Origin of the sequence: Mesorhizobium sp. BH1-1-4, assembly GCF_020165665.1 — a bacterium.
Classification (GTDB): Bacteria; Pseudomonadota; Alphaproteobacteria; order Rhizobiales; family Rhizobiaceae; genus Mesorhizobium.
The window spans coordinates 262,347-285,585 of the sequence record NZ_JAIUIN010000001.1; the positions used below are offsets into that span (position 1 = coordinate 262,347).

Sequence of the window (23,239 nt, forward strand, 5' to 3'; positions counted from 1 at the left end):
GGCGCCGGATCTGTCGCTCGAACTATCGTCGCTGGAATTCGGGCGCCATCAGCAGCAGCGCCAGGCCTTGCTGCTTGGACTCGGCGCGGCTGACCGCCTGACGCGTTTCCGGCGAGGCGGAAGGCCCGATGACCGCGTCGAGCATGTCGTTGGGGTTGCCGATATCCTTCACTTGCTGGGCAGCCTGCCAGGCGATGTCGAGGCGGATTTTCATGCCTTCCGCCGACGCCCAATTGTCCCCCTGGTCGGAAAAGCCGTTCGGTCCCGGCGGCTGCCAGAGCGGCTCGCCCAGCGCGTTCAGCCAGTTGAGCGACTGGCCGGGATCGTTCGGTCCCGGGCCGCCCGCCCGCCTGATGGCGGCGACATAATCGAAGGGCGAGCGCATCTTGGCCAGGGGCGTCGACCATGCCTCCGGCATGCCGATGAGCGCCGCCGCCAGCGCCCTCAGATTGCCGCTGTTCTTGAGGAACACCTTGGCGAGACGCGCGACCGCCGCCGCCGGCGGATCGTCCGAAATAAAATGGCGGGCGAGTTGCGTGGCGATGTGTTGCGCGGTCGCCGGATGAATGGCGATGTCGTTGAGCGCGGCCTCCGCCTGGCCCACGCCGCCGGCCGGATAGGTCTTGCCGAGCAGCACCGCGTCGCCCGGTTCATGGGCGTTGGCGTTGAAGACGGAACTGCCCGGTTCGCCCAGCCGGCCTTCCCGCCCGGCCATCGTCCAACCGGTCATGATACGCGCGAAGCTGGTGACGTCGGCCTGGGTGTAGCCGCTGCCGACGCCGAGCGTATGCAGTTCCAGGATTTCGCGGGCGAGGTTCTCGTTGAGGCCGCGCTGCCGGTTCTTCCCGGCGCGGGAGTCGGGGCCGACCGACTGCTGGTTGTCGAGATAGAACAGCATGGCCGGATGCCGCTCCACCGCCATCAGCATGTCGGCGAAGCGCCCGAGCACGAAGGGCCGGATGGCTTCGCGTTCGAAGGCGCCGGCGCTGGCGCGCACGATGTTGTCCTTGGCCACGCAGACGCAGAAATGGTTCGACCAGAAATAGACGAGACGCTCGACGAAGCCGACCTCCGCCCGCAAGGCCTTGTCGAAACGGGCCTGGGCTTCGGCCCGGTACAGGGTGGCTTCAACAGGTGGTGTCGCCGGGGTTGGCTTGGCGGGTACCGCCTGCGGCGAGCCGGCCGGCGCGCTCGCCTTCACGGCCGCGCTCGGCATGGCCGGAGCAGTCGATATGGGCGAGGCGGCACCCGTCGCTGCCGGGGCCTTCGCCTTCGCTGGCTGCGCGGCCGCCTTCGCCAGGCCTCTGTCGAGCTTGCGCTGGAAACCCGCCGCCATGCTGGCCTGGATCGCCGGCGTGCTGCCCAGGAGATCGGCATAGGCCGGATCGTCATAGGCGATCATGGCGATGTCGGGCTGCCGAAGTTCCGCCTTGAGATAGCCGCGCGGATCGCCGGCCATTCTGTCGCGGTCGCCCGGGCGGGCTCCAAGCCCGAAACGGTTGAAAATGACGAGGACGGGATCTGGCGGCACGGAGCCTTTAGCCGGGATGGCCATGTCGGCTCTCCATGGTTGGATCACACGCGCGATGCGCGACGCCCGATTGGGCTGTTTCCTGAACGCTCAAACCGGCGACGGGAACCGGGCAGGCGGGGTGCCCGCCCGGCTCTTCCGCACGCTTACCAGTGGTGCCAGCGGTGCCAGTGACGGTGCGGATGCCCGACATAGAATGCCGGGCCGTGCCAGTAGTGGTAGCGCGGATACACCACGACACGGTTGGGAACGCAGCGTCCCCACGGGTTGGGGTGCCAGCCGGGTCCGCAACCCCAGGCCACATGCTCGATCAGCGCCGAGGCGGCAGGTTGCGCCACCATCGGCATGGCGGGGGAGGTCGCGATGGTCGCCGCGGTTCCGGTCAAGGCGAGGACGGCTGCTGCCGCATACTGTGTCAGACGGTTCATGACGATACTCCGAATGTTCTGCGAGAATGAAAACCTGTCCGTGCCGATTGGTCCGGCAGGCTGCCCTTCTCCTGGTTAAACGGCCCCACCGGCGTTTTCCGTCGCTCGTCACGGCGATTTTTTTGGCTCTGCCGCCGGCACAGGCCCGGCGCGCCTGGCCAGCCCGTCCGCCAGCACGGCGCGATCCCCTGCGGAACCCGCCGCCGCGTACTCGACGATGCGCTGCTCAAGCCGCGTGCGCAGGGTGATGTCGGCATTGCGGGCCCTCTCCAGGGCCGCCGCCAGCGCCGCCTTGTCGAGGACGGGTTGCCGCAACAGATCCGCCGCCTCGCGCCTGGCCTTCTGGCCGTCGAGAATAATGTCGCGCGACTCGCGGCGTACCTCGCGCAGCGCCTTGCGGAACAGCATGCGCTGGTTGTCGGGAAGACGGCCGCCGGCCGCTTCCAGCGAATAGCCCTGGGCCGGCTTGCCGCTTCTTATCCAGACGGCGCCGCCGGCAAGCGCGCCGGCCAGGAAGACATTCAGCACCACCGACGCGATGGTGAGGTTGCGGCCTGTACTCATAAGTCCTCCTCGATCGTCTCGCCATCGGGCGCGGCGTCGCCGAACGCCGTCGCATTGGCATCGAGCACATAATGGTCGGACGGAACCTCTGGGGTAACGATGCTCACCATGGCCAATCCGGTCACCGCGCCGGCCAGGCCAATGCCGGCCAGCCCCAGACCCAGCCACCAGACCCGCCGGCGCCGGCGCTGGACGAGATGCCGGTCGGCGATCCGCAGGATGCCGCCGTGCAGCGCCGCGCCGGGCGCCGTGACCTCGTAGCTGTCGAGCAAGGCGTCGAGTTTCCCGGCGTGTCCCAATATGGCCGCGCCTGTCTGGCTCGCGGCGAACATCGCCCCGGCCGCGCGGTCGGCCTGCGGCCACCGCCGCAAATCGCCGCCATAGGCCGCCGCCAGAGCCGCGAAGCGCTCGGCATCCATTGCCGGTTCGTTCCTGGACCCATCAGACATCACTTTGTCCTTTGCCGGTTGGCACGTATCCGGACGGATTCCCGGGACCTCGCCGGGCGCTCGCGAAATACGGTGAACGCTTCGCAATCATGGCCGCCCTTTCTCACTCATGGACACCCTCCCTGGCCAGGATCATCTGCAAGGCCCGCCGGCCGCGCGAAAGCAGGCTTTCCAGGGCATCGACACTGATCTCCAGGGTCGCGGCCGCCTCTATGTTGGACATCTCCTGATAGTAGACCAGGATGATCGCCTCGCGCTGGCGCGGCGCGATTGCCTGCAAGGCCTGCTCGACCCGGTGCGGCTCTTCGCGGGCATCGGGAAGCGGGGCGGGATCGACAATGTCGGGAACCTCGTCGGTCACCCATTCGCGGCGCCGACGTAGCCGGTCGTAGCACAGATTGAGCGTGACGCGGTGGATCCAGCTGTCGAAGCGTGCATTGCCGCGCCGCCAGCCGGATGCATGACGCCAGATGCGCACAAAGGTTTCTTGGGCGACATCCTCGGCCTCCGCCGCGTCGCCCAGCATGCGCGCGGCCAACGCCAGGATGCGCGGCAGCTTGCGCGCGACGAGCGTCCGCACCGCCTCCGGCTCGCCGGCACCGACCCGGCGAACCAACTCCTCGTCCGGGTCGGCGCTCATCGGCTGGCGCACTCCCGATGTCCATCACACGTCATAGCCTCTCGGTCATTGCTCCGGCTTGGGAGCGGATTTGTGGCCCGGCATCTCGTCGGCCGTCAGAATGCCGTCGCCGTTCTTGTCCAGCTTGGCGAAGCGCTTGGCGAAGAACGCGTCGAGCTCGGCCCGGTCGATGAAGCCGTCATGATTGGAATCGATGCGCGCGAAGGATTTGGCGGGATCGCCCTTGATGTTGCGCTTGGCCTGGAAGGCCTCCCACTCCACGAGGCTGATCTTGCCGTCGCCGTCCGTGTCGGCGGCCATGATCGCCTTCTCGCGCCGCTTCTGGAACTTGGCCAGGCTGATGTCGGACTTGCCAGTCGGCGATGGGGCAGTAGGGGCGGCGGGCGACGTAGAGGCAGGTGGCGTCGCGGCCGGTGGCTGTGTCGCCGTCTGGGCGAGGGCCGCCGTGGTCAGCAGGCCCAAGGCAGCGGCAAGGATCGAACGGCGTATCATGCTTCACGTCTCCGGTTGGCGCGTCCCGGACCCAATGCCGAGGTCACGCTTCAACCGTTAAACGTCGCGACCTGAGAAATCCGTCGGTCGGCCCTGCCGATCACGCCGATTGCCCGGATGCCGCGTCTCGTGCCCTGGGAGAGGGCGGCACGGCATCTTATCCGGCGGGGCTGAAATTCACGCCGGCCGGCAAACCCGTCGCGAAGGCGAGCCTTACGTCGATTGGTCGGCTTCCACCAGCTGATCCGATTTGAAGCCCGCGTGCTGCGGGGTCCACACATCGCCCTCTTTGTTGAACCAGTGGCACAGATACATGCCGGAAGCGGCGCCGTCGCTGACCGTCATCCTCGGGCCTCCCGACTTCAGCTTGACGACGTCTCCGGTCTTGAAAGTGTTGGGCATTTTCGGACCTCCCATGCTGAGGCCGGTATTTCATACCAAAACCGGGGTCCCGACAATGGCGGATGGGCCTTCCGGTCCATTGTCTTATGTGGCGATCCGAGGGCGTCGCAAACGAGGCGTCCGGAGCTGCTCCAGCGATCAATCCACCTCGATCACGCGCCGCGCCGGTCTGCCGGCCGGCTCTCGCCGTCGCGCCGGCTCGGGCTTGTCTTGTGCCAATGCCTCCTGCTGCAGTCTCTGCTCCCTCAGGCGGGTTGTCTTGGCAATTCTGGCGTGGCGCTCGGCATCCAGCACCAGCCTCGCCTCACGGTCCGCTCTTGCCAGTTTTTCCTTGTCGACACGCCTTTGCAATTCGAAACCTCCTGTCCGTGAAACCACGGCAGGAAATGTGCGACCCCAACTATCTGTTCCGAAAAAATTAAAACGCCATTTCCATCATTTGTTGTTGAGGTTCGAAAAATCCCGGACTGTCACGTGATTTGCGCGGCACGTTGCAAGCCGCACGATGACCTGACTTGTGGGAAAACTGGTGCCGCTTAGGTGACTCGAACACCTGACCCCATCATTACGAATGATGTGCTCTACCAACTGAGCTAAAGCGGCCCGGGAGGCCGAGGCCTCCAAGATGGGCTGGGTGATAGACTCAACCGGCGGCGAATTCAAGATGCGACTTGGCAATTCTGCAAGGGCGTCCGTCAGGATCTGAGGCAGGCCTCCTCGGTCCTTACGCACGATAATCGCTCGCAAAGCCCGATTTTCTTTGCCGGAACATCGCGAAGATGGACTTTGGACGGCCCGTGGAGGCAGAATGCGCTGCCCGCCCGTTGATTGATTGGTCGCCTGCGGCTAACCATCATGAAAGCTTGGGGCAATTTGCAGAGGGATCTCGCTTGGACGCGATCGAAAAAGCGATCCGGAACGCCTTGGAAAAGGGCAATGCCGAGGACCGGGCGTTCCGCGAGAGGGTCTATCGGTCGGCCTTCGCCGCGCTCGACCGCGCGCTCCAGGCCAATCCCGGCGTGACCGTGGAAGTCGCCATCAAGCGCCGCAAGGCTATTCAGGAAAAAATCACCGAAATCGAATCCGAGTTCCTGCCGGCCGTGCCTGGCGTCGCCCCCCGGATTGACGCGATTGACGCCCCGGCGGCCGAGACCGCGGCTGGCGCGGCACCCGCGGTCGAGGCCGGCCCCAAGGCCCCGTCGGTGCCATCGCCCGCCGTCACCGTCGACGGTCCCGTGCAGGCCGCCTCCGGCGCGCCGCGTTCGCGCGTGCTGCCGGTCGTTCCCGATATCATGCCGGACGCCACGCTTCCGGGCGCACCAGCCATCGACATGTCGGCTGCCGCCGCGCCGGGAGCCGCGACGGAAGTGGCGCCAGACCGCGATGAGCGCCGCATTCGCGGCCGGCGCCTGCCGCTGACCGCCATTTTCCTCACGGTCACGCTGCTCGCGGCGGTTGGCATCGGCCTGTTTTTTGCCGTGCAGACCGGTGTGTTCAAGTCGGCGGCCGAGCTTAATACCGCGCCGCCGGAAGCGCCGCCGACCGTCGAGGACGACGATTTCACCCCGGCAGACGGCGCCAACGCGCCCGCCAAGCCCGGCGCCGCGGACCAGTCGCGCGACTGGATCAACGTGTTCTCGCCGGCCGACCCGACCCATGTCGCCGCCCCGTCGGACGCCAAGGCCGAAGTGATGAGGGACGACGCCGGATCGTTCCTGCGCATCCAGTCCGGCGCCTCCGGCTCGGCGATCGCCTTTGACGTTGGCCAGGGCGTGCTGGAAAAGCTCGCCGGCAAGCACGCCGTGTTCGACATCATCGCGCGCGCCGAGGACGGCAAGGACACGCAGATCTCCGTCGACTGCAATTTTGGTGAACTCGGCGACTGCGGCCGCAAGCGCTACGCGGTCGGCCAGCAGAGAAACGAATATCTGTTTGACGTGAAGTTTCCCGACAAGCGTCCGGGCTCTGCCGGCACCATCGCCATCAATTCCGACTTCGACAAGCAGGGCAAGGCGGTCAACGTCTACGAGATCCGCGTTTCGATCGAGCCGTGAGCAATTCCAGGAAAACCGTTACACGCTTGCTCTAACGGTCGAGCAGCGCCTGCAGCGTCTCGATGCGGTCGGCCTCGTTGGCCGGCTTGTCCCAGCGCAGCCGTGAAATCCTGGGGAAACGCATGGCCACGCCCGATTTGTGCCGGGTCGAGCGGTTCAGCCCCTCGAAGGCGACTTCCAGCACCAGGCCATTGTCGCGATCGGCGCGCACCGAGCGCACCGGTCCGAAGCGCTCGACGGTGTTGTCCCTGACATATTTGTCGATCTGCTTCAGTTCCTCGTCGGTGAAGCCGAAATAGGCCTTGCCGACCGGCACCAGCTCCTCCGCGCCCTCGGGCCCGGACCAGACGCCGAACGTATAGTCGGAATAGAAGCTCGAACGCTTGCCATGGCCGCGCTGGGCGTACATCAGCACGGCGTCCACCGTGTGCGGATCGCGCTTCCATTTGAACCACGGACCCTTCGGCCGGCCGGCGACATAGGGCGAATCCCAGCGCTTCAGCATCACCCCTTCGATGATCGGATGCGGCGGCGCGCGGCGCAAATCCTCGAGCGCCTGCCAGTTGGCGAAGTCGACGAAGGGGGAGAGATCGAAGCGGCTGGGGTCAAGCGTCCCGATGAAGGCTTCGAGGCGGCCGCGCCGCTCGCGAAAGGGCAATCCGCGCAGATCCTCTTCGCCGATCTGCAGCAGGTCGTAACAGCGCATGAAGGCGGGGTATTGCTGCTGCATCTTCGGCGTCACCGTCTTGCGGTTCAGCCGCTGCTGCAGGTCCGAAAAGGTTCCCGTCGCCTCGCGCGGATCGCCGACAAGCAATTCGCCGTCGAGTGCGGCGGAAAAGTGCATGGCGTCGGCAAGATCCGGAAAGGCGCCGGAGACATCGTCGCCGGTGCGCGAATAGAGCCTGCGAATGCCGCCTTCGGCCACCGCCTGGACGCGGATGCCGTCCCATTTCCATTCGGCGGCGTAATCCGCCGGATCGAGTTTTTCGAGGTCGCCGTCGCCAACCGGGTTCGACAGCATCACCGGTCTGAACAGCGCCAATGCCGTATTTTGGGGTTTTTCGGCCTTGCCTTCCAGCCACGCGAACAGCGCGGTGTAAGGCGGCGACAGGCCGTGCCAGAGCTCCTCGACCTCGGCGACGTCGACCTTGCCGAAATCCGCCAGCGCCTGTTTGGCGAGCCGCGCCGAGACGCCGATGCGCAGGCCGCCGGTGACCAGCTTGATGATGGCAAAGCGCGCCGAGATGCCGGCGCTGTCAAGCAGCCCCGTCAGCACCTTCGGCCCGTCGGAGCGGCTTGCCGCCTGCAGCTTGGCCACCACCTCGCCGAGCGTCGGCTCGCGGTTGGCGATCCTGCCCGGCGTTTGCGGCCAGACCAGCGACACCGTCTCGGCGAGGTCGCCGACATAGTCGTAGGAATAGCCGAACAGCACCGGGTCCATGCGCTCGGTGACCAGGGTGCGCAGCATCGCCGGCTTGACGGCGGCGATTTTGAGATCGCCGGTGATCGCGGCCAGCGCCAGGCCACGGTCCGGGTCTTCCACAGTGCGAAAATAGTCGACCAGCAGCGTCAGCTTGCCGTTGCGCGACGGCGTCAGCACCAGGCGGTCGAGAAGCTCGGCGAAGCGGTTCATGGCTGGATGCACCACGCCAGCAGCGAAAGCCGGCGCGCGGCGCCCCCCTCTGCCCTGCCGGGCATCTCCCCCACGAGGGGGGAGATTGGATGTCGCGTCGGCTTTCGCCACTCTCCAAGGTCGAAAGAGATGCGCCGGCACTGAAATTGCCAATCTCCCCCCAAGTGGGGGAGATGTCCGGCAGGACAGAGGGGGGCGCCGTAGAGCGCGACTCCGGTGATTGACGGACCCATCGCCATGCTCAATCGCCCTCGTCCTCATACCCGACAAGATGCAGCGGCCTGGCCGCTATCCCTTCCAACTCGCACCAGCGCACCAGGGCTTCCTCGCGGCCGTGCGTGACCCAGATTTCCCCGGCGCCGGTCTCCTTGATGGTGGCGGTGAGTTCGTCCCAGTCGGCATGGTCCGAGATGATCAGCGGCAGCTCGACGCCGCCTTGCTTGGCGCGCTGGCGGATGCGCATCCAGCCCGACGCGAAGCACGAGATCGGATCGGGAAAGCGCCGTGCCCAGCGGTCGGCGAAAGCCGATGGCGGACCGACCACTATGGCGCCGGCGAAATCCTGCTTGGCCCCGCTCTCCACCGTCGCCGGCTCGAGATCGCCAAGATCGATGCCCTGGCTCTGGTAATATTCGCTGAGCTTGGCCAGCGCGCCATGGATGTAGAGCGGCTTGTCGTAGCCGGCGTCGCGCAACAGCCGCATCACCCGCTGCGCCTTGCCGAGCGCATAGGCGCCGACCAGATGCGAGCGCTCGGGAAATTGCCCCGCCGATTTCAGCAGACGGGCGATCTCTTCCGTGTCGGGCGGATGGCGAAACACCGGCAGGCCGAAGGTTGCCTCGGTGATGAAGACGTCGCAGCGGATCGGCTCGAACGGCGCGCAGGTCGCATCCTTCTGCCGTTTGTAGTCGCCGGAGGCGACGACGCGCCTGCCCTGGTGTTCGACCGCGATCTGCGCCGACCCCAGCACATGGCCGGCCGGGTGGAAGCTGACGCTGACGCCGTCGAGCGAAATCGTCTCGCCGAGCATGGCTGCCTGCGTCGTCCCGGCAAAATCCTCGCCATAGCGCAGTGCCATGATGTCGAGCGTCTGCCGTGTCGCAAGCACCGAGCCGTGGCCGGAACGCGCATGGTCGGAATGGCCGTGCGTGATCAGCGCCCGGTTCACCGGCCGCACAGGGTCGATGAAGAAATCGCCCGGCGGGCAGTAGAGGCCCTCGGGCCGGGGATGAAGCAGGTCGCTGGCGCGCATGCCCTCAAGATAGGATATAATTCCGTCGCGGGAAGCCTGCTGCTCTAGACTGCTGACTCCCGGGCAAAGCGTGCTCAATTCGGTTCAGCTTCGGCATGCTTTGCTCTACAGAGGTTGCGGCCGGCTACCCTGCCGGTGGAACCATCATCATGAAACCGCTTCAGACCTCGTCGGGCGACCCGAACGCCGATCGCCGTGCGGACTATGCCGAAATGCTCTTTGCGTCCGGCGATCACACAGCGGCGGCCGAGTTGCTGCTCGGCGCGCTGGAACTGGCGCCGCAATGGGCAATGGGCTGGTTTCGGCTCGGCGAGATGCAGGAGGCATCGGGCAGGCCCGACTTGGCGGCGCAGGCCTGGACGACGTCGCTGAAACTCGATCCGGCCGATCGCCAAGGCGCGGACCTCAAACTGCACCTGATCGGCAAAGGTCCGGTCTCCACGGCGCCGCCCAGCGCCTTTGTCGAAACGCTGTTCGACCACTATGCCGAGACATTCGAGGAGATGCTGGTCGGCAAGCTCGACTATAGGCTGCCCGAGGTGCTCGACGCCGCTATCCGCAAGGCAAGGCCGGGCCGCTTCCGCCTGGCGCTCGACCTGGGTTGCGGCACTGGACTGATGGGCGAGAGGCTGAGGCCGATCGTCGACCGACTGGAGGGGTTCGATATCTCGGCGAGGATGCTGAGGAAGGCGCGGGCAAAAGGCATCTACGACGCGCTGACAAAAGCGGATTTGCAGGATTTTTCCTATTCGGGCGAAAACCCCGATCTGGTCACCTCGGCCGACGTGCTGATCTATATTGGCAAGCTCGAAGGTTTGGCGGCAACGGTTGCCGGCCTGCTCGCCGAGGGCGGCCTGTTTGCCTTTTCCGTCGAGAGCCTGGCGGAGGGCGGCGACTTCGCGCTGCAACCGTCGCGGCGCTATGCCCATTCGGATGGCTATGTCATACGGACCCTCGAGGCCAACGGTCTCTCGATCGTCGCGCTGGAACCGACGACCATCCGCTGGGATCGCCGCGAGCCTGTCAAAGGCCTGGCCGTCGTGGCACGGAAAGCTCAGGCCGTGTGAGGCCAGCTCGTTGCACTGCTGCAAAAAGGTCCGATTTGCGTGCGCGACTGATATTTGCGATCTGGTCGCATCAGGGCGGGATACCAGGAGGAGCAGTTCGATGCGCTGGAACATGATGATCTTGGCGTCTTGCCTGGCAACCACCGGCTGCGTCGGCAATTCTGCGTCCGAGCGTCAGGATGCCAACATCGAGTCCTCGCTGCAGTATGACAGCGTGCCATGCGACCAGTTGCTGGCGCAGCGCAACGGATTGGCGCAGCAATACAATCTTCCGACGACCGCCAAGCCCACCTTCTCCAACCCCGCCATGGGCTTCGGTCCGTTCACGCCCGACATGCGCTCCAAGGCCCAACGCGACAGCGACAAGGCGTCGGGCGATATCGACGCCATGAACCGGTCCATCGACCGCCGCGACTGCGGCAAGCCGGACAAGCAGAAGAAGTTCGCTCTGCCTGGCTGATGATCCAATCGTCCATCTAGCAAGGCTCCATCCGGTGAACCTCTCGGACCTCGGCGACCGCATCTGTATCCTGGGGCCGTCCAACAGCGGCAAGTCGACGCTCGCCGACGCGATCGCGCGCAAGCGTGGCCTGACGCCCATCCATCTCGATCTGCTCTTTCACCTGCCCAACACGAATTGGGTGCAGCGTCCGAGGAGCGAGTTCATCGCCTTGCATGACGCCGCGATCGCCGGCGAGCGCTGGGTGATGGATGGAAATTATTCGGTTTGCATGCCGCAGCGCTTCCAGCGCGCGACGGGACTGATCCTGCTCGACATCTCCACCTCCGCGAGTCTGCTGCGCTATTTCAGGCGGACCCTGTTCGAGAGGGAAAGGCGTGGTGGCTTGGAAGGCGGGCGCGACAGCGTCAAATGGGACATGATCCACCACATCGCCGTAGCGACGCCGAAAAACCGCGAGAGATACCGGACAATGTTCGAGAGGATCGATCTGCCGAAAGTGCAACTGTCGTCGGTCCGGGCAATCAAGGAATGCTTCCGGGAATGGGAGTTGACCAGATGAGCGTGATGCCCGGCTTGAGCAACTCCAGGAGAAGCGCGTAGCGCTTCCCCTTGGGAATTGCGTAAAAACAAAAAGTTAGAGCGGGTCAGAGATTCTATCCAACTCTGAACCGCTCTAGTACCCCGCCTTGCGGTCCACCAGATTGTCGAGCTTTTCGCCACGCTCGAAAGCGTCCATCTGGCGCAGCATCGTCGGCGCCAGGTGCACGGGGTCGGAGGTCGCCGCGGCATGCGGCGTCACGAATACTTTCGCATGGCCCCACAGCGGACTGGTCTTCGGCAGCGGTTCGACCTCGAACACGTCGAGGCTCGCCTCCTTCAGCGTCCCGTCGTCCAATGCGCGCAAAATGTCGGCGTCCTTCTGGAGGCGCCCACGCCCGGCATTGATCAGCACCGAGCCGCCAAGGCCGTTGCGCTTGCGCAACTCCTTCAGCACGCTGTAGTTGATGATGCCTTGCGTGTCCGGTGTGAGCGGCAGAAGCACGACCAAAATGTCGGTGGCATTGAGAAACGGGATCAGGCCAGCTTCGCCGGAATAGGTCGCCACGCCCTTCATCGGCCGCTCGCCGCGCGACCAGCCATTGACGGCGAAGCCGAGCGACAGAAGCACCGAGGCCGCGGCCCGGCCGAGACTGCCGAGACCCATGATGCCGACGGAAATGTCGCCGGCTGGCCGCTGCAGCGGCTCGTGCCAGGTCTTCTTCAACTGCTGCGACCGGTAAAGCAGGCCCTGGCGATGATGGTCGAGCACCCGCCAGACGACATACTCCGTCATGTACTGGGTGAGGTTGTCGGCCACGACCTTGACGATCGGCACGTCGGGCAGGCCGGGGTCGGCGAAGATATGGTCGACGCCGGCACCGATCGAGAAGATGGCGCGCAGATTGGGCAGCGACGACATCAAATTGGGCTTGTGCTTCCACACCACCGCGTAGGTGATCGACGGATCCTTGGCGCCGTCCGGCTCCAGCACCACCTCGCGCTCGGCCGACAAGAGGTCGCGCCAGCGTTGCGGATGAAAGCCGGTGACGGCAAGCAGGATACGGCCTTTTTCCATCGCGGTTCGTTCAGTCCTTCCTTGTGCGGATCACTCGCTGACCACGCCTGTCGGCGCCGTCTCGATCTTGAAGGCGGCCGAGATCAGCGCCCGAGTATAGTCGGTTTGCGGATTTTCAAAAATCTGCTGGGAAGGGCCGGCTTCGACGATCTGGCCGTTGCGCATGACGATGACGTCGTTGGCCAGCGCCCGGATGACCTTGAGGTCATGGCTGATGAAGAGATAGGCGAGGTCGTGCTTGGCCTGCAAATTGCGCAGGAGATCGACGACCTGCGCCTGCACACTCATGTCGAGCGCCGATGTCGGCTCGTCCAGCATGACGAAGCGTGGGTTGAGCACCATGGCGCGTGCGATGGCGACACGCTGGCGCTGGCCGCCGGAAAACTCGTGCGGATAGCGGTTGCGGGTCGCCGGGTCGAGGCCGACTTCCTTCAGCACGGCGACGACCTTGTCGTCGCGCTCGTCCGGCGACAGCCTTGGCTCGTGAATCCTGAGGCCTTCCTCGATGATCTCGGCGATCGACATGCGCGGGCTGAGCGAACCGAACGGATCCTGGAAGACGATCTGCAATTCGCGTCTGAGCGGCCGCATGGCGTTGAAGGAAAGCTGGTTGATGTCGCGACCATTGAACTGGATGGCCCCGGTCGACGAGATCATGCGCGCCAACGCCAGGCCAAGCGTCGTCTTGCCGGAGCCGGATTCGCCGACCACGCCGAGCGTCTGGCCGGCGCGCACCGTGACATCGATGCCGTCGACCGCTTTCACATGATCGACCGTGCGCCGGAAGAAGCCCTGCTTGATCGGGAACCAGACCTTGATGTCGTTGCCGGTCATGACCGGCCTGGCATCGGCATTGGCGGCCGGCGGCTTGCCTTTCGGCTCGGCGGCGAGAAGATGGCGCGTATAGGGGTGCTGCGGGTTGGCGAAAATGTCCTTGGTCGGCCCGGTCTCGACGATCTTGCCCTTGGTCATGACGCAGACCCGGTCGGCGATCTTGCGCACGATGCCGAGGTCATGGGTGATGAACAGCATTGACATGCCCTTGCGGCTTTTCAGGCCCGCGAGCAGTTCGAGGATCTGCGCCTGGACGGTGACGTCGAGCGCCGTCGTCGGCTCGTCGGCGATCAGCAGTTCCGGCTCGTTGGCGAGCGCCATGGCGATCATGACACGCTGGCGCTGGCCGCCCGAAAGCTGGTGCGGATAGGCGTCGAGCCGCTTTTGCGGATCGCGAATGCCGACTTCGTTGAGCAGGGCCAGCGTGCGCGCCTTGGCCGGACGGTCGCCCATGCCCTGATGCAGCTTCAGGATTTCGACGATCTGATGCTCGATCGTGTGCAGCGGATTGAGCGAGGTCATCGGCTCCTGGAAGATCATGGTGATCTTGTTGCCGCGCACCTGGCGCAATTGCTTCTCGCTCATGGCGAGCAGGTCGGCGCCCTGGAACAGGATCTTGCCCGACGGATGGCTGGCGCTGGGGTAGGGCAGCAGCTTCAGCACCGATAGCGCCGAGACCGATTTGCCGGAACCGGATTCACCGACCAGTGCCACCGTCTCGCCCTTGGCGATGTCGAACGAGATATGGTCGACGGCAACGGACTGGCCGGTGCCCTGGTTGAAGGCGACGCTGAGGTCCTGCACGCTGAGCAAGGGGACTTCGCTCATTTGAACGTCTTGCGCGGATCGAAGGCGTCGCGCGTCGCCTCGCCGACGAAGACCAGCAGCGACAGCATCAGCGAGATGACGACGAAGCCCGATATGCCGAGCCATGGCGCGTTGAGGTTGCGCTGCGCCTGCTTGAGCAATTCGCCGAGCGAGGCCGAACCCGGCGGCAGGCCGAAGCCGAGATAATCGAGCGAGGTCAGGGTCGAGATCGAGCCCGAGAGCAGGAAGGGCAGGAAGGTCAATGTTGCCACCATGGCATTGGGCAACAGGTGCCGGAACATGATGGTGCGGTTGGGCACGCCGAGCGCGCGGGCCGCGTTGACATATTCGAAGTTGCGGGCGCGCAGGAACTCGGCCCGCACTACGCCGACCAGCGCCACCCAGGAAAACAACAGCATCAGGCCAAGCAGGATGAAGAAGCCAGGTGGCAGGATGGCGGCGACGATGAGCAGCAGGTAGAGCACGGGAATGGCCGACCAGATCTCGATGAAACGCTGGAACAGCAGATCGGTCCAACCGCCGAAATAGCCCTGCAAGGCACCAGCGGCGACGCCGATCAGCGCCGAGCCGATGGTCAGGATCAGGCCGAACAGCACCGAAATGCGGAAACCGTAGATGACGCGCGCCAGCACGTCGCGCGCCTGGTCGTCGGTGCCGAGCCAGTTCCAATTGCCGACATTGCAGGCCGGGTCATCGGCTCCCTGCGGATACTGGTTGCAGCGCGTCTTGGCGTCATATTCCCACGACGGCTTGGCCGGAGCCGCCTCGGGAATGGCATTGTTGACGGTCTGGTAGGAGTAGCGGATCGGCGGCCAGATCATCCAGCCATGGGCGTTGATCTCGTCCTGGATCACCGGGTCCCGGTAATCGGTGACGGCATAGAAGCCGCCGAATTTTTCCTCGGGGTAGGCGACCAGTACCGGGAAAAGGATCTCACCCTTGTAGGAAGCTATGATCGGCTTATCGTTGGCGAGGAATTCGGCAAACAGCGACAGCACGAACAGGACGAGGAAAATCCACAGCGACCAGTAGCCGCGCCGGTTGGCCTTGAAGTTCTGCAGGCGGCGCTTGTTGAGCGGCGACAGGAACGGCCGCGGGATCCGCACCGGCACCACCCCGGCGGTAACGCTTGCCTCCGACATCAGATGTCTCTCCGCTCGAAATCGATGCGCGGATCGACCCAGGTGTAGATGAGGTCGGACAACAGCCCGACGAACAGGCCGAGAAGCGAGAAGATGTAGAGGTTGGCGAACACCACCGGGTAATCGCGCTCGACCACCGACCGGAAGCCGAGCAGGCCGAGGCCATCGAGCGAAAAGATGTTCTCGATCAGCAGCGATCCGGTGAAGAAGGCCGAGATGAAGGCGCCCGGGAAGCCGGCGATGACGATCAGCATGGCATTGCGGAAGACATGGCCATAGAGCACCTGCCGTTCCGACAGGCCCTTGGCGCGCGCCGTCACCACATACTGCTTGCGGATTTCCTCCAGGAAGGAGTTCTTGGTCAAAAGCGTGGTCGTGGCGAAGGCCGACAGCACCAGCGCCGTCAGCGGCAACGTCATATGCCAGAAATAATCGGCGATCTTGGCCGGCCACGACAACTGGTCCCAATTGTCCGAGACGATGCCGCGCAACGGGAACCAATCCCAGAAAGAGCCGCCGGCGAACAGCACCATCAGCATGATGCCGAAGAGGAAGCCCGGAATTGCATAGCCGACGATGACGACGCCGCTGGTCCAGATGTCGAAGGGGGTCCCGTCCCTGACCGCCTTGCGGATGCCGAGCGGGATCGAGATCAGATAGGACAACAGCGTGATCCAGAGCCCGATCGAAATCGAAACGGGCATTTTCTCGAGGATCAGATCGAGCACCGAGATGTCGCGGAAATAGCTGTTGCCGAAATCGAAGCGGGCATAGTTCCACAGCATCATGCCGAAGCGCTCGAGCGGCGGCTTGTCGAAGCCGAACTGCTTCTCCAGCTTCTTGATGAATTCCGGATCGAGCCCCTGGGCGCCGCGATATTTAGAACCGACGTCGCCGGCGGGATCGAAATTGGAACCACCCGCATCGCCGCCGCCGCCACCGAGGCGGTCGCTGCCACCCTGGTTGGTCAGCTTGGCGATGACCTGCTCGACCGGGCCGCCGGGCGCGAACTGGATGACGGCGAAGGATATCGCCATGATGCCGAACAGGGTCGGGATCATCAAAAGGATACGGCGCAGTATATACGCGCCCATCAGGCTTTCTGCCCTCGTGGGACGGATATTTCAGCCTTTGCCAATTTTTGCCGCCTTGTCCTTATCGAACCACCACAGCGTCTCGACCGGAAAGCCGTAATCGGGCTTTTGCTCGACGAAGCCGAACATGTCCCAATAGGCGACGCGGTGATTCGCCAGATAGTATGTTGGAATCCAGTCTAGCCGCGCGCGCAAGACCCGGTCGATCGCTCTTAGCGCCGTGACGAGTTCCGGGCGGCTTTGCGCCTTGCCGGCCGCCACGATCAGCGCATCGATGGCCTTGCTTCGCGTGCCTGGATAGTTTCGCTGACCCGGGATGTCAGCCATCCGGGAATCATAGAGCATCTCCAGGCTGTCGGCCGTGGGCGTTGCTCCGATCGACCAATGCAGCAGGTTGAGGTCGAAGTCGAAATCGCTTTGCCGCTGTTCATATTGCGCCGAATCGACCTGGCGGATCGATGCGTCGATCCCGATCGCCTTCATATTTTCCGACCATGGGGTGAAGATGCGAACGAGGCCGTCATCCTCGGCCAGCATTTCGACCCGCAGGCGCTCCCCCTTGTCGTCGACGAGGAAACCACCCGCGCGCTTCCAGCCCGCTTGCGCGAGCAATTTCGAAGCCTCGCCCAGCAGTTTGCGATCATGGCCCGATCCGTCGGAGAGGGGCTGCGTTACCGCCTCGCCAAAGACCTCCGGCGGCAATTCGTCCCGGAATGGTTCCAGCAGGGCCAATTCACCAGGCGAGGGCAGGCCTTCGGCCTTGTAGTCCGACCGTTCGAAGTTCGATTGAGATCGTTCGTACGAGCCGTAAAAAAGAGCCCGCTTCATCCATTCGAAATCAAAGCACCTGGCTATCGCCCGCCGCACCCGCTCATCGCGAAATTGCGGACGACGCTGGTTCAGCGCGGCCCCCTGCATGTCCGGCGTCTTTTCGCCGGGAAATTCGCGTTTGACGACCTTGCCGTCCTTCAGCGCCGGAAAGTCGTATCCGGTCGCCCACACGCGCGCGGTGAATTCCTCGCGAAAATGCGTATCGCCTTTCTTGAAGGCCTCGAAGGCGGCCTGCCGATCGAGGTAGAAGTCGATGCGGATACGATCGAAATTGTAAAAGCCGCGATTCACCGGGAGATCGCGGCCCCAATAGTCGGCCACGCGCTCATATTCGACGGTTTGCCCGGCGGACACACGCCCAATTCTGTAGGGTCCCGAGCCGAGCGGCGGTGTCATGGTCGAGGCATCGAAAACATTCGCCGTATAAAAGGCCTTGGACACGATCGGCATGCCCACGACAGCAAGAATGTTTTGCGCCGATTGTTCGCCATTGAAGGTGAGGTCGAGAGTGGCGGGATCGACCGCGACCGCTTCCGTCATGTAGCGCAGCGCCTTGGAAAGGTTCGGGTGCCCCTGGTCCTTGTAAAGCTTCAGCGCGAAGGCGACGTCTTCGGCGGTCAGCGGCGAGCCGTCGTGGAAACGCGCTTGCGGTCGAAGCGCGAAGCGGAAGCCGTTGCGGTCTTGCGACAGCGTGACGGACTGGGCAAGCAAGCCGTAGACCGCATCCGGCTCATCGAGCGCGCTTGTCATCAGGGAATCGAAACAGAGTTCGGCGCGCGGCGGCGCCTCCCCTTTCAAGACCAGGAAATTAAGCGTGTTGAAAGTCAGGAAGCTCTGATTGAGGGTTGCGTTGGGCGGCGCGAAATTCATCTGGCCGCCCTTGGGCGCGTCCGGGTTGACGTAGTCGAAATGCGGAAAATCAGGCTTGTATTTGAGGTCGCCAAAGGCGGACAGACCGTGCAGCTTGATGCCCGTCGCGACGTTCGCGAAGGCTTTGCCTGGCATCAGGGCGGCGGCCGCGGCAGCGCCGCCCAAGGCCAGGAAATCGCGGCGGGGCAAGGCCGCCATCAATTCAGACCCTTGTACTTGGCCGCCAGTGCAGCTTCTTTCTTGGGATCAATCCACCAAGAATCGAGATCCGGGCCCAAGTAGGTCGGCTGGTTTTCCGGAATGCCGAACTTGTCCCAATAGGCCAGCCAGACCACGGACCGGGTGAATTGCGGGACGAGGTAAAAATTCCACAACAAAACCCGGTCGAGTGCATGGGTGGCGGCGAGCAAATCGTCACGATCCGTCGCGAAGATAACGCGCTCAACCAGTGCGTCCACCACCGGATTCTTGATCCCCGAATAATTTCGCGAGCCCGGCGTATCGGCGGCCTTCGAGCTCCAGTATTCGCGTTGTTCATTGCCCGGCGAATCCGATTGCGACAGCCGGGACGTTATCATGTCGTAGTCGAAATCATTGAGTCGGGCGATGTATTGGCTGGTGTCGACGATCCTGAACGAAGCGGTGACGCCGATCTTTCGCAACATGGTCACAAACGGGTTGACTGTTGTTTCGGCGCCTTGATCGTACCCCAGGATCTCGATGGTGAAGGGCTCCCCGCTTTTCTCATTTGTCATCTGGCCATTCTGGATTTTCCAGCCGGCTGCCGCGAACAGGTCGATCGCTTTGCGCAAATTCTGCCGCTCTGCCTGTGGGCTATCGAAGACCGGAGGTTTGAATTCCTTGCTAAACAGTTCGGCCGGCAGTTTGTCTTTATATTGATTGAGTATCTCCAACTCCTTGCCCTGCGGAAGGCCGCTTGAGGCAAGGTCACTGCCCATGAAATAGCTGTTGGCGCGGGTGTTGAGACCGAAGGACTGGGTGCGGTTCAAAGTTTCAAAATCGAAGGCATAGCCGAGCGCCTCGCGCACGCGTCGATCCTGGAACTTCGCGCGACGCGTGTTCATGATGAAGCCTTGCATCGAAGCGAGGGACGTTGCCTTGAACTCCTGCTTGATCACGTCGCCGGCTCCGAGAGCCGGAAAGTTGTAGCGCGTCATCCAGAGGCGTGCACTGTTTTCAGAGTGGATGTCTTCGTACCCGCCCTTGGTGAAGGCTTGCCACGCGGCATTGTCATCGAGAATGTAGGTATAGCGCCGAACATCGATATTGTTGCGTCCAACGTTGATGCCCAGATCGGCAGCCCAGAAGTCAGGAACCCGCCGCCAGACGACCTCCGAGCCCGGTTTGAAGCTCTCGATCTTGTAAGGGCCAGAGCCGAGCGGGATTTCGAGACTTGGCTTGGTGATGTCACGCTTTTTTCCGCTGGCGTCAGTGCCTTCCCACCAGTGTTTCGGGAGCACCACCACGTCCGCCATGATCAGCGGCAACTCCCGATTGCCTTTTTGATTGAACCGAAATTCCACTTCCCGATCAGACACCGCGACAGCGTCGGTGACGTTGGCGAAATAATGGTTGAACTGCGGACTTTCCTTTTTGAGGAAGTTGAACGACCAAACCACGTCATCCACGGTGATCGGTTGGCCATCATGCCATCTGGCACGCGGGTCGAGCCGGTAAGTCGCGGATGAAAAATCGGCCGGATACTTATAGGCCTCGGCGATTTCGGGATGATTGACGCTACCCTCGTCGAGGGACTTCGCCATCAGCGACTGGTAGAGCAGCCCGCCCTGATAATTCAATCCTGCGGCCGGCGTGCCGCGTGCGATGAACGGGTTGAAACTGTCGAAGGTGCCGAGCTCCACCGAATTCAGCGTGCCGCCTTTCGGTGCGTTTGGATTGACGTAGTCATAGTGCTGGAAATTGGCGCCGTACTTGGACTGGCCGATCAACGACGAAGTGGCGAGCCATTCGTCGGCTTGGCTCGCTTGCAAGCCGCAGACCAAAGCCGCCGCGACCAGCATCGACCTCAGAAGCGTTCGGCCAACCGTCATAATTATCCTCTCGCGATGCGCGCCAGATCATCCAGAAGGGCGATCCTAGATGATTTGGCGCTCATGAAAACCGCAATGCGCCGGCTTTGTCGCCGCATCAGGCATTTTCCCAACAAAAAAGCCGGGCTGAACCCGGCTTTTTCAAGATCGTCGAGATAACAGTCTGGTTATTGGGCAGGCGCCGGTGCGGGAGCTGGCGCTGCCGGAGCGGCTGGCGCCGCGGGCTTGGCAGGTGCCGCGCCGTCGGCCGGTTTCGCCGGAGCCGCCCCATCCGCCGGCTTGGCGGGCGCGGAGGCATCCGCGGCGGCACCCGGTGCCGGCAGCGGCTTGGGATTGTCCGAAAGCGTGCGCAGATAGGCGATGACGTTGGCGCGGTCCTCGTCCTTGGGCAGGCCGGCAAAGCCCATGGCCGTTCCCTTCACGAATTTCTTCGGCGAGGTGATGAAGTGGTTGATGTTGTCGTAGGTCCACTTCTCGGTGCCACCCTTGGAGAATTCCTTCATGCCGGCCGAATAGGCGAAGCCTTCATGTTCGGCCACGGGGCGGTCGACGAGGTCCCACAAATCCGGGCCGACCTTGTTGGGGCCGCCCTTTTCGCCGGAATGGCAGGCCTGGCACTTCTTGAACACGGCAGCACCGGCCTCGGCATTGGCGGTCTGGAGGAGATCGGCGATCGGCTTGGCCTCGGCCGCCGGCGCGGCAGCGCCGCCTTCGGCGGGTTCCGCGGCCTCGATGGCGAAGCCGGGCTTTTCCGGCGCGGGCGAGGCAAACAGCGCATCCGACACCAGGCCGACCGAGAAGACGACGAAAACGGTTCCGAGCAATCCGGCGAGCAGTTTGTTGACTTCGTTGGAATCCATACGCCCCTTGCTCCCTTTTCCGGCGGACTGATCCGTCCACTCCGTCCGTCGGTATCGAGACCTGCCCTCCAGAGCCGGTCAAATCGGGCGGAAACTAGGTCTTTTGCTCCAGCGTTGCAACACCTATAAGGGCGCTTCCAGTGAGACCTTTTGCCACTTTTCCTTGTCCTCTTTTCGAACGCCTCGCCAGACCGATGTCCACCTTGATCCTGATACCGGCCCGCATGGCCTCGACCCGCCTGCCGGGCAAGCCGCTGGCCGATATCGCCGGCGCGCCGATGATCGTCCATGTCGCGCGCCGCGCCGCCGAAGCCGGGTTGGGCCGGGTGGTGGTGGCGACCGACACGCAAAGCGTCGCAGAAGCAGTGCGCGCGCATGGTTTCGAGGCCGTCATGACGCGTATCGACCATGAATCCGGTTCCGACCGCATCCACGAGGCACTGTTGACACTCGACCCCCGGGGCGAGGTCGACACGATCGTCAATGTGCAGGGCGACCTGCCGACCATCGATCCAGCCATCATCGCCGCCTCGCTCAGGCCGTTCGAGGACATCTCGGTGGATATCGCCACGCTCGGCGTCGAGATCGTGCGCGAGGCGGAAAAGACCAATCCCAACGTCGTAAAGATCGTCGGGTCGCCGCTCTCCGGCACACGGTTGCGGGCGCTTTACTTCACCCGCGCCACTGCACCCTGGGGCGAGGGGCCGCTTTATCACCATGTCGGCCTTTACGCCTATCGACGCGCGGCGCTCGAGCGTTTCGTGGCGCTCAAGCCGTCGCCGCTGGAGCGCCGCGAACGGCTGGAGCAGTTGCGGGCGCTGGAAGCCGGCATGCGCATCGACGCCGAGATCGTCCAGTCGCTGCCGCTCGGCGTCGACACGCCTGAAGACCTGGACCGGGCCAGGCAAATCCTTTCAAACTGAGATATCAGCATGCCTGAAAAGACCAACAGAATATCCTTCCAGGGCGAGCCCGGCGCCAATTCCGACACAGCCAGCCGCAACGTCTATCCCTCGATGGAGCCGTTGCCGTGCCCGACCTTCGAAGACGCGTTCAATGCCGTCGAGACCGGCAAGGCCGATCTTGCCATGATCCCGATCGAGAACACCATCGCCGGGCGCGTCGCGGACATCCACCACCTTCTGCCGGAATCGAAACTGCACATCGTCGGCGAATATTTCCTGCCGATCCATTTCCAGCTGATGGTGCTGCCGGGCGTCAAGCGCGACGAGATCAAGACCGTGCACACCCACATCCACGCGCTTGGCCAGTGCCGCAAATACATCCGCAAGAACGGCTGGAAGGGAGTAGTCGCGGGGGACACGGCGGGCGCCGCCAAAATGGTCTCCGAGGTGAAGGACCGCACCATGGCGGCATTGTCGCCGGCGTTGGCAGCAGCGCTCTATGGGCTCGATATCATCGAGGAGAATGTCGAGGACACCGACAGCAACGTCACCCGCTTCGTCGTCCTGACCAAGAGCAAGCAATGGGCCGAGCGGCCGTCGCCCGACGTCAAGATGATGACGACTTTCATCTTTCGCGTCCGCAACGTGCCGGCCGCGCTCTACAAGGCGATGGGCGGCTTCGCCACCAACGGCATCAACATGACCAAGCTCGAGAGCTACCAGCTCGGCGCCTTCACGGCGACGCTGTTTTACGCCGATATCGAGGGCCATCCCGACGATCCGCTGGTCAAGCTGGCGCTGGATGAACTGCGGTTCTTCTCGCGCGAGGTACGGATTCTCGGCGTCTATCCGGCCAGCGAGTCGCGCGAGCAGTGGAAGGTTGCGGACTGAGCTACCAGCCCAGCGGCACGTAATCGATCTCGAGAAATTTCTCGACCTCCGGCACCCAGCGGTCGCGCACGAAGGCGACATGGTCGGGATGGTCGTTGTACCTGGTGTAGGCGGCCTGGTCGGCGAACTCCATCGAGAAGCCGAACTGATAGTCGTTCTTGGGGCTGATCTGGCGCAATTGCTCGAAATGCGTGACGCCCCGGATCGCGGCGAGGATCTTCCTGGCATCGACGAGGAACCGCTTTTCCTCAAGCGAGTGCGGTGGGTGCTTCAGCGTGAAGACGACGGTGTGACGGATCATTTGCCTCTCCTGCAAGGTCTT

Annotated in this window: 24 protein-coding genes and 1 tRNA gene; 6 read left to right on the plus strand and 19 right to left on the minus strand. The window is 63.6% G+C overall.

The window, feature by feature from the left end; genetic code table 11:
• Positions 1–22: 22 nt before the first annotated feature.
• The 9 genes from LB569_RS01160 to LB569_RS01200 form a co-directional block, all read right to left on the minus strand.
• Positions 23–1,555 carry a DUF1800 family protein gene (locus LB569_RS01160; protein WP_224690748.1) on the minus strand — a complete coding sequence of 511 codons (1,533 nt, stop codon included), beginning with the start codon at positions 1,553–1,555 and terminating at the stop codon, positions 23–25.
• A gap of 122 nt (positions 1,556–1,677) precedes the next feature.
• The gene (locus LB569_RS01165) at positions 1,678–1,959 is read right to left on the minus strand and encodes a GCG_CRPN prefix-to-repeats domain-containing protein (protein ID WP_224690749.1); all 282 of its coding nucleotides are present in this window, start codon (positions 1,957–1,959) and stop codon (positions 1,678–1,680) included.
• Positions 1,960–2,067: 108 nt separating this feature from the next.
• Positions 2,068–2,523: a periplasmic heavy metal sensor gene (locus LB569_RS01170; protein WP_224690750.1), complete on the minus strand. Its 456-nt coding sequence runs from the start codon at positions 2,521–2,523 to the stop codon at positions 2,068–2,070.
• Positions 2,520–2,972, minus strand: coding sequence for a hypothetical protein (locus LB569_RS01175; protein ID WP_224690751.1), 453 nt, complete (start codon positions 2,970–2,972; stop codon positions 2,520–2,522). The genes LB569_RS01170 and LB569_RS01175 overlap by 4 nt, the downstream gene beginning before the upstream one ends.
• 103 nt (positions 2,973–3,075) lie before the next feature.
• The gene (locus tag LB569_RS01180) at positions 3,076–3,612 is read right to left on the minus strand and encodes an RNA polymerase sigma factor (RefSeq protein ID WP_140706357.1); all 537 of its coding nucleotides are present in this window, start codon (positions 3,610–3,612) and stop codon (positions 3,076–3,078) included.
• 45 nt (positions 3,613–3,657) lie between these two features.
• Positions 3,658–4,104, minus strand: a complete 447-nt coding sequence (locus tag LB569_RS01185) for an EF-hand domain-containing protein (protein WP_140706355.1) — start codon at positions 4,102–4,104, stop codon at positions 3,658–3,660.
• A gap of 213 nt (positions 4,105–4,317) precedes the next feature.
• Entirely contained in the window at positions 4,318–4,506 is a 189-nt protein-coding gene (locus tag LB569_RS01190) for a YodC family protein (protein WP_140706353.1), read from the minus strand.
• Between the two features lie 138 nt (positions 4,507–4,644).
• Positions 4,645–4,857, minus strand: a complete 213-nt coding sequence (locus LB569_RS01195; protein ID WP_140706352.1) for a hypothetical protein — start codon at positions 4,855–4,857, stop codon at positions 4,645–4,647.
• A 176-nt stretch (positions 4,858–5,033) separates the two neighbouring features.
• A tRNA-Thr gene (locus LB569_RS01200) sits at positions 5,034–5,109 on the minus strand.
• A 287-nt stretch (positions 5,110–5,396) separates the two neighbouring features.
• On the opposite strand from LB569_RS01200, the gene LB569_RS01205 reads away from it, so the two are divergent.
• Positions 5,397–6,560, plus strand: a complete 1,164-nt coding sequence (locus LB569_RS01205) for a hypothetical protein (RefSeq protein ID WP_224690752.1) — start codon at positions 5,397–5,399, stop codon at positions 6,558–6,560.
• A 31-nt stretch (positions 6,561–6,591) separates the two neighbouring features.
• Here the strand turns inward: LB569_RS01205 and LB569_RS01210 are convergent, their stop codons facing one another.
• Together LB569_RS01210 and LB569_RS01215 are read right to left on the minus strand one after the other, a co-directional pair.
• On the minus strand, positions 6,592–8,193 hold the full coding sequence (locus LB569_RS01210) for a cisplatin damage response ATP-dependent DNA ligase (RefSeq protein ID WP_224690753.1): 1,602 nt from the start codon (positions 8,191–8,193) through the stop codon (positions 6,592–6,594).
• Between the two features lie 241 nt (positions 8,194–8,434).
• Positions 8,435–9,445 (minus strand): ligase-associated DNA damage response exonuclease, encoded by a 1,011-nt coding sequence (locus LB569_RS01215; protein ID WP_224690754.1) that lies wholly within the window; start codon positions 9,443–9,445, stop codon positions 8,435–8,437.
• Positions 9,446–9,594: 149 nt separating this feature from the next.
• Between LB569_RS01215 and LB569_RS01220 the strand changes: the two genes are divergently transcribed.
• The 3 genes from LB569_RS01220 (at position 9,595) to LB569_RS01230 (ending at position 11,534) form a co-directional block, all read left to right on the plus strand.
• Positions 9,595–10,512, plus strand: a complete 918-nt coding sequence (locus LB569_RS01220; RefSeq protein ID WP_224690755.1) for a class I SAM-dependent DNA methyltransferase — start codon at positions 9,595–9,597, stop codon at positions 10,510–10,512.
• 100 nt (positions 10,513–10,612) lie between these two features.
• A complete protein-coding gene (locus tag LB569_RS01225) occupies positions 10,613–10,972 on the plus strand; it encodes a hypothetical protein (RefSeq protein ID WP_224690756.1) in 360 nt (119 codons plus the stop codon).
• Positions 10,973–11,006: 34 nt separating this feature from the next.
• A complete protein-coding gene (locus tag LB569_RS01230) occupies positions 11,007–11,534 on the plus strand; it encodes an AAA family ATPase (RefSeq protein ID WP_224690757.1) in 528 nt (175 codons plus the stop codon).
• A gap of 114 nt (positions 11,535–11,648) precedes the next feature.
• Here the strand turns inward: LB569_RS01230 and LB569_RS01235 are convergent, their stop codons facing one another.
• The 7 genes from LB569_RS01235 to LB569_RS01265 all read right to left on the minus strand — a co-directional run bounded on the left by LB569_RS01235 (position 11,649) and on the right by LB569_RS01265 (position 21,121).
• Complete coding sequence (locus LB569_RS01235; RefSeq protein ID WP_224690758.1) at positions 11,649–12,590, minus strand: 2-hydroxyacid dehydrogenase; 942 nt, start codon at positions 12,588–12,590, stop codon at positions 11,649–11,651.
• Between the two features lie 30 nt (positions 12,591–12,620).
• Positions 12,621–14,252 (minus strand): ABC transporter ATP-binding protein, encoded by a 1,632-nt coding sequence (locus tag LB569_RS01240; RefSeq protein WP_224690759.1) that lies wholly within the window; start codon positions 14,250–14,252, stop codon positions 12,621–12,623.
• Positions 14,249–15,394 carry an ABC transporter permease gene (locus LB569_RS01245; RefSeq protein WP_224690760.1) on the minus strand — a complete coding sequence of 382 codons (1,146 nt, stop codon included), beginning with the start codon at positions 15,392–15,394 and terminating at the stop codon, positions 14,249–14,251. Before LB569_RS01245 ends, LB569_RS01240 begins: the two co-directional genes overlap by 4 nt.
• Complete coding sequence (locus LB569_RS01250; protein WP_224690761.1) at positions 15,394–16,488, minus strand: microcin C ABC transporter permease YejB; 1,095 nt, start codon at positions 16,486–16,488, stop codon at positions 15,394–15,396. Before LB569_RS01250 ends, LB569_RS01245 begins: the two co-directional genes overlap by 1 nt.
• 30 nt (positions 16,489–16,518) lie before the next feature.
• Entirely contained in the window at positions 16,519–18,387 is a 1,869-nt protein-coding gene (locus LB569_RS01255) for an extracellular solute-binding protein (RefSeq protein ID WP_224690762.1), read from the minus strand.
• Entirely contained in the window at positions 18,387–20,261 is a 1,875-nt protein-coding gene (locus tag LB569_RS01260) for an extracellular solute-binding protein (RefSeq protein WP_224690763.1), read from the minus strand. Before LB569_RS01260 ends, LB569_RS01255 begins: the two co-directional genes overlap by 1 nt.
• A 167-nt stretch (positions 20,262–20,428) precedes the next feature.
• The gene (locus LB569_RS01265) at positions 20,429–21,121 is read right to left on the minus strand and encodes a c-type cytochrome (RefSeq protein ID WP_224690764.1); all 693 of its coding nucleotides are present in this window, start codon (positions 21,119–21,121) and stop codon (positions 20,429–20,431) included.
• A gap of 194 nt (positions 21,122–21,315) precedes the next feature.
• Here LB569_RS01265 and LB569_RS01270 point away from each other — a divergent pair, with 194 nt between their 5' ends.
• Positions 21,316–22,044 carry a 3-deoxy-manno-octulosonate cytidylyltransferase gene (locus tag LB569_RS01270; protein ID WP_224690765.1) on the plus strand — a complete coding sequence of 243 codons (729 nt, stop codon included), beginning with the start codon at positions 21,316–21,318 and terminating at the stop codon, positions 22,042–22,044.
• A 9-nt stretch (positions 22,045–22,053) separates the two neighbouring features.
• On the plus strand, positions 22,054–22,917 hold the full coding sequence (locus LB569_RS01275; RefSeq protein WP_140706325.1) for a prephenate dehydratase: 864 nt from the start codon (positions 22,054–22,056) through the stop codon (positions 22,915–22,917).
• Position 22,918: 1 nt separating this feature from the next.
• On the opposite strand, the gene LB569_RS01280 is transcribed toward LB569_RS01275, so the two are convergent.
• Positions 22,919–23,218: a Dabb family protein gene (locus LB569_RS01280; protein WP_224690766.1), complete on the minus strand. Its 300-nt coding sequence runs from the start codon at positions 23,216–23,218 to the stop codon at positions 22,919–22,921.
• Positions 23,219–23,239 lie beyond the last annotated feature (21 nt).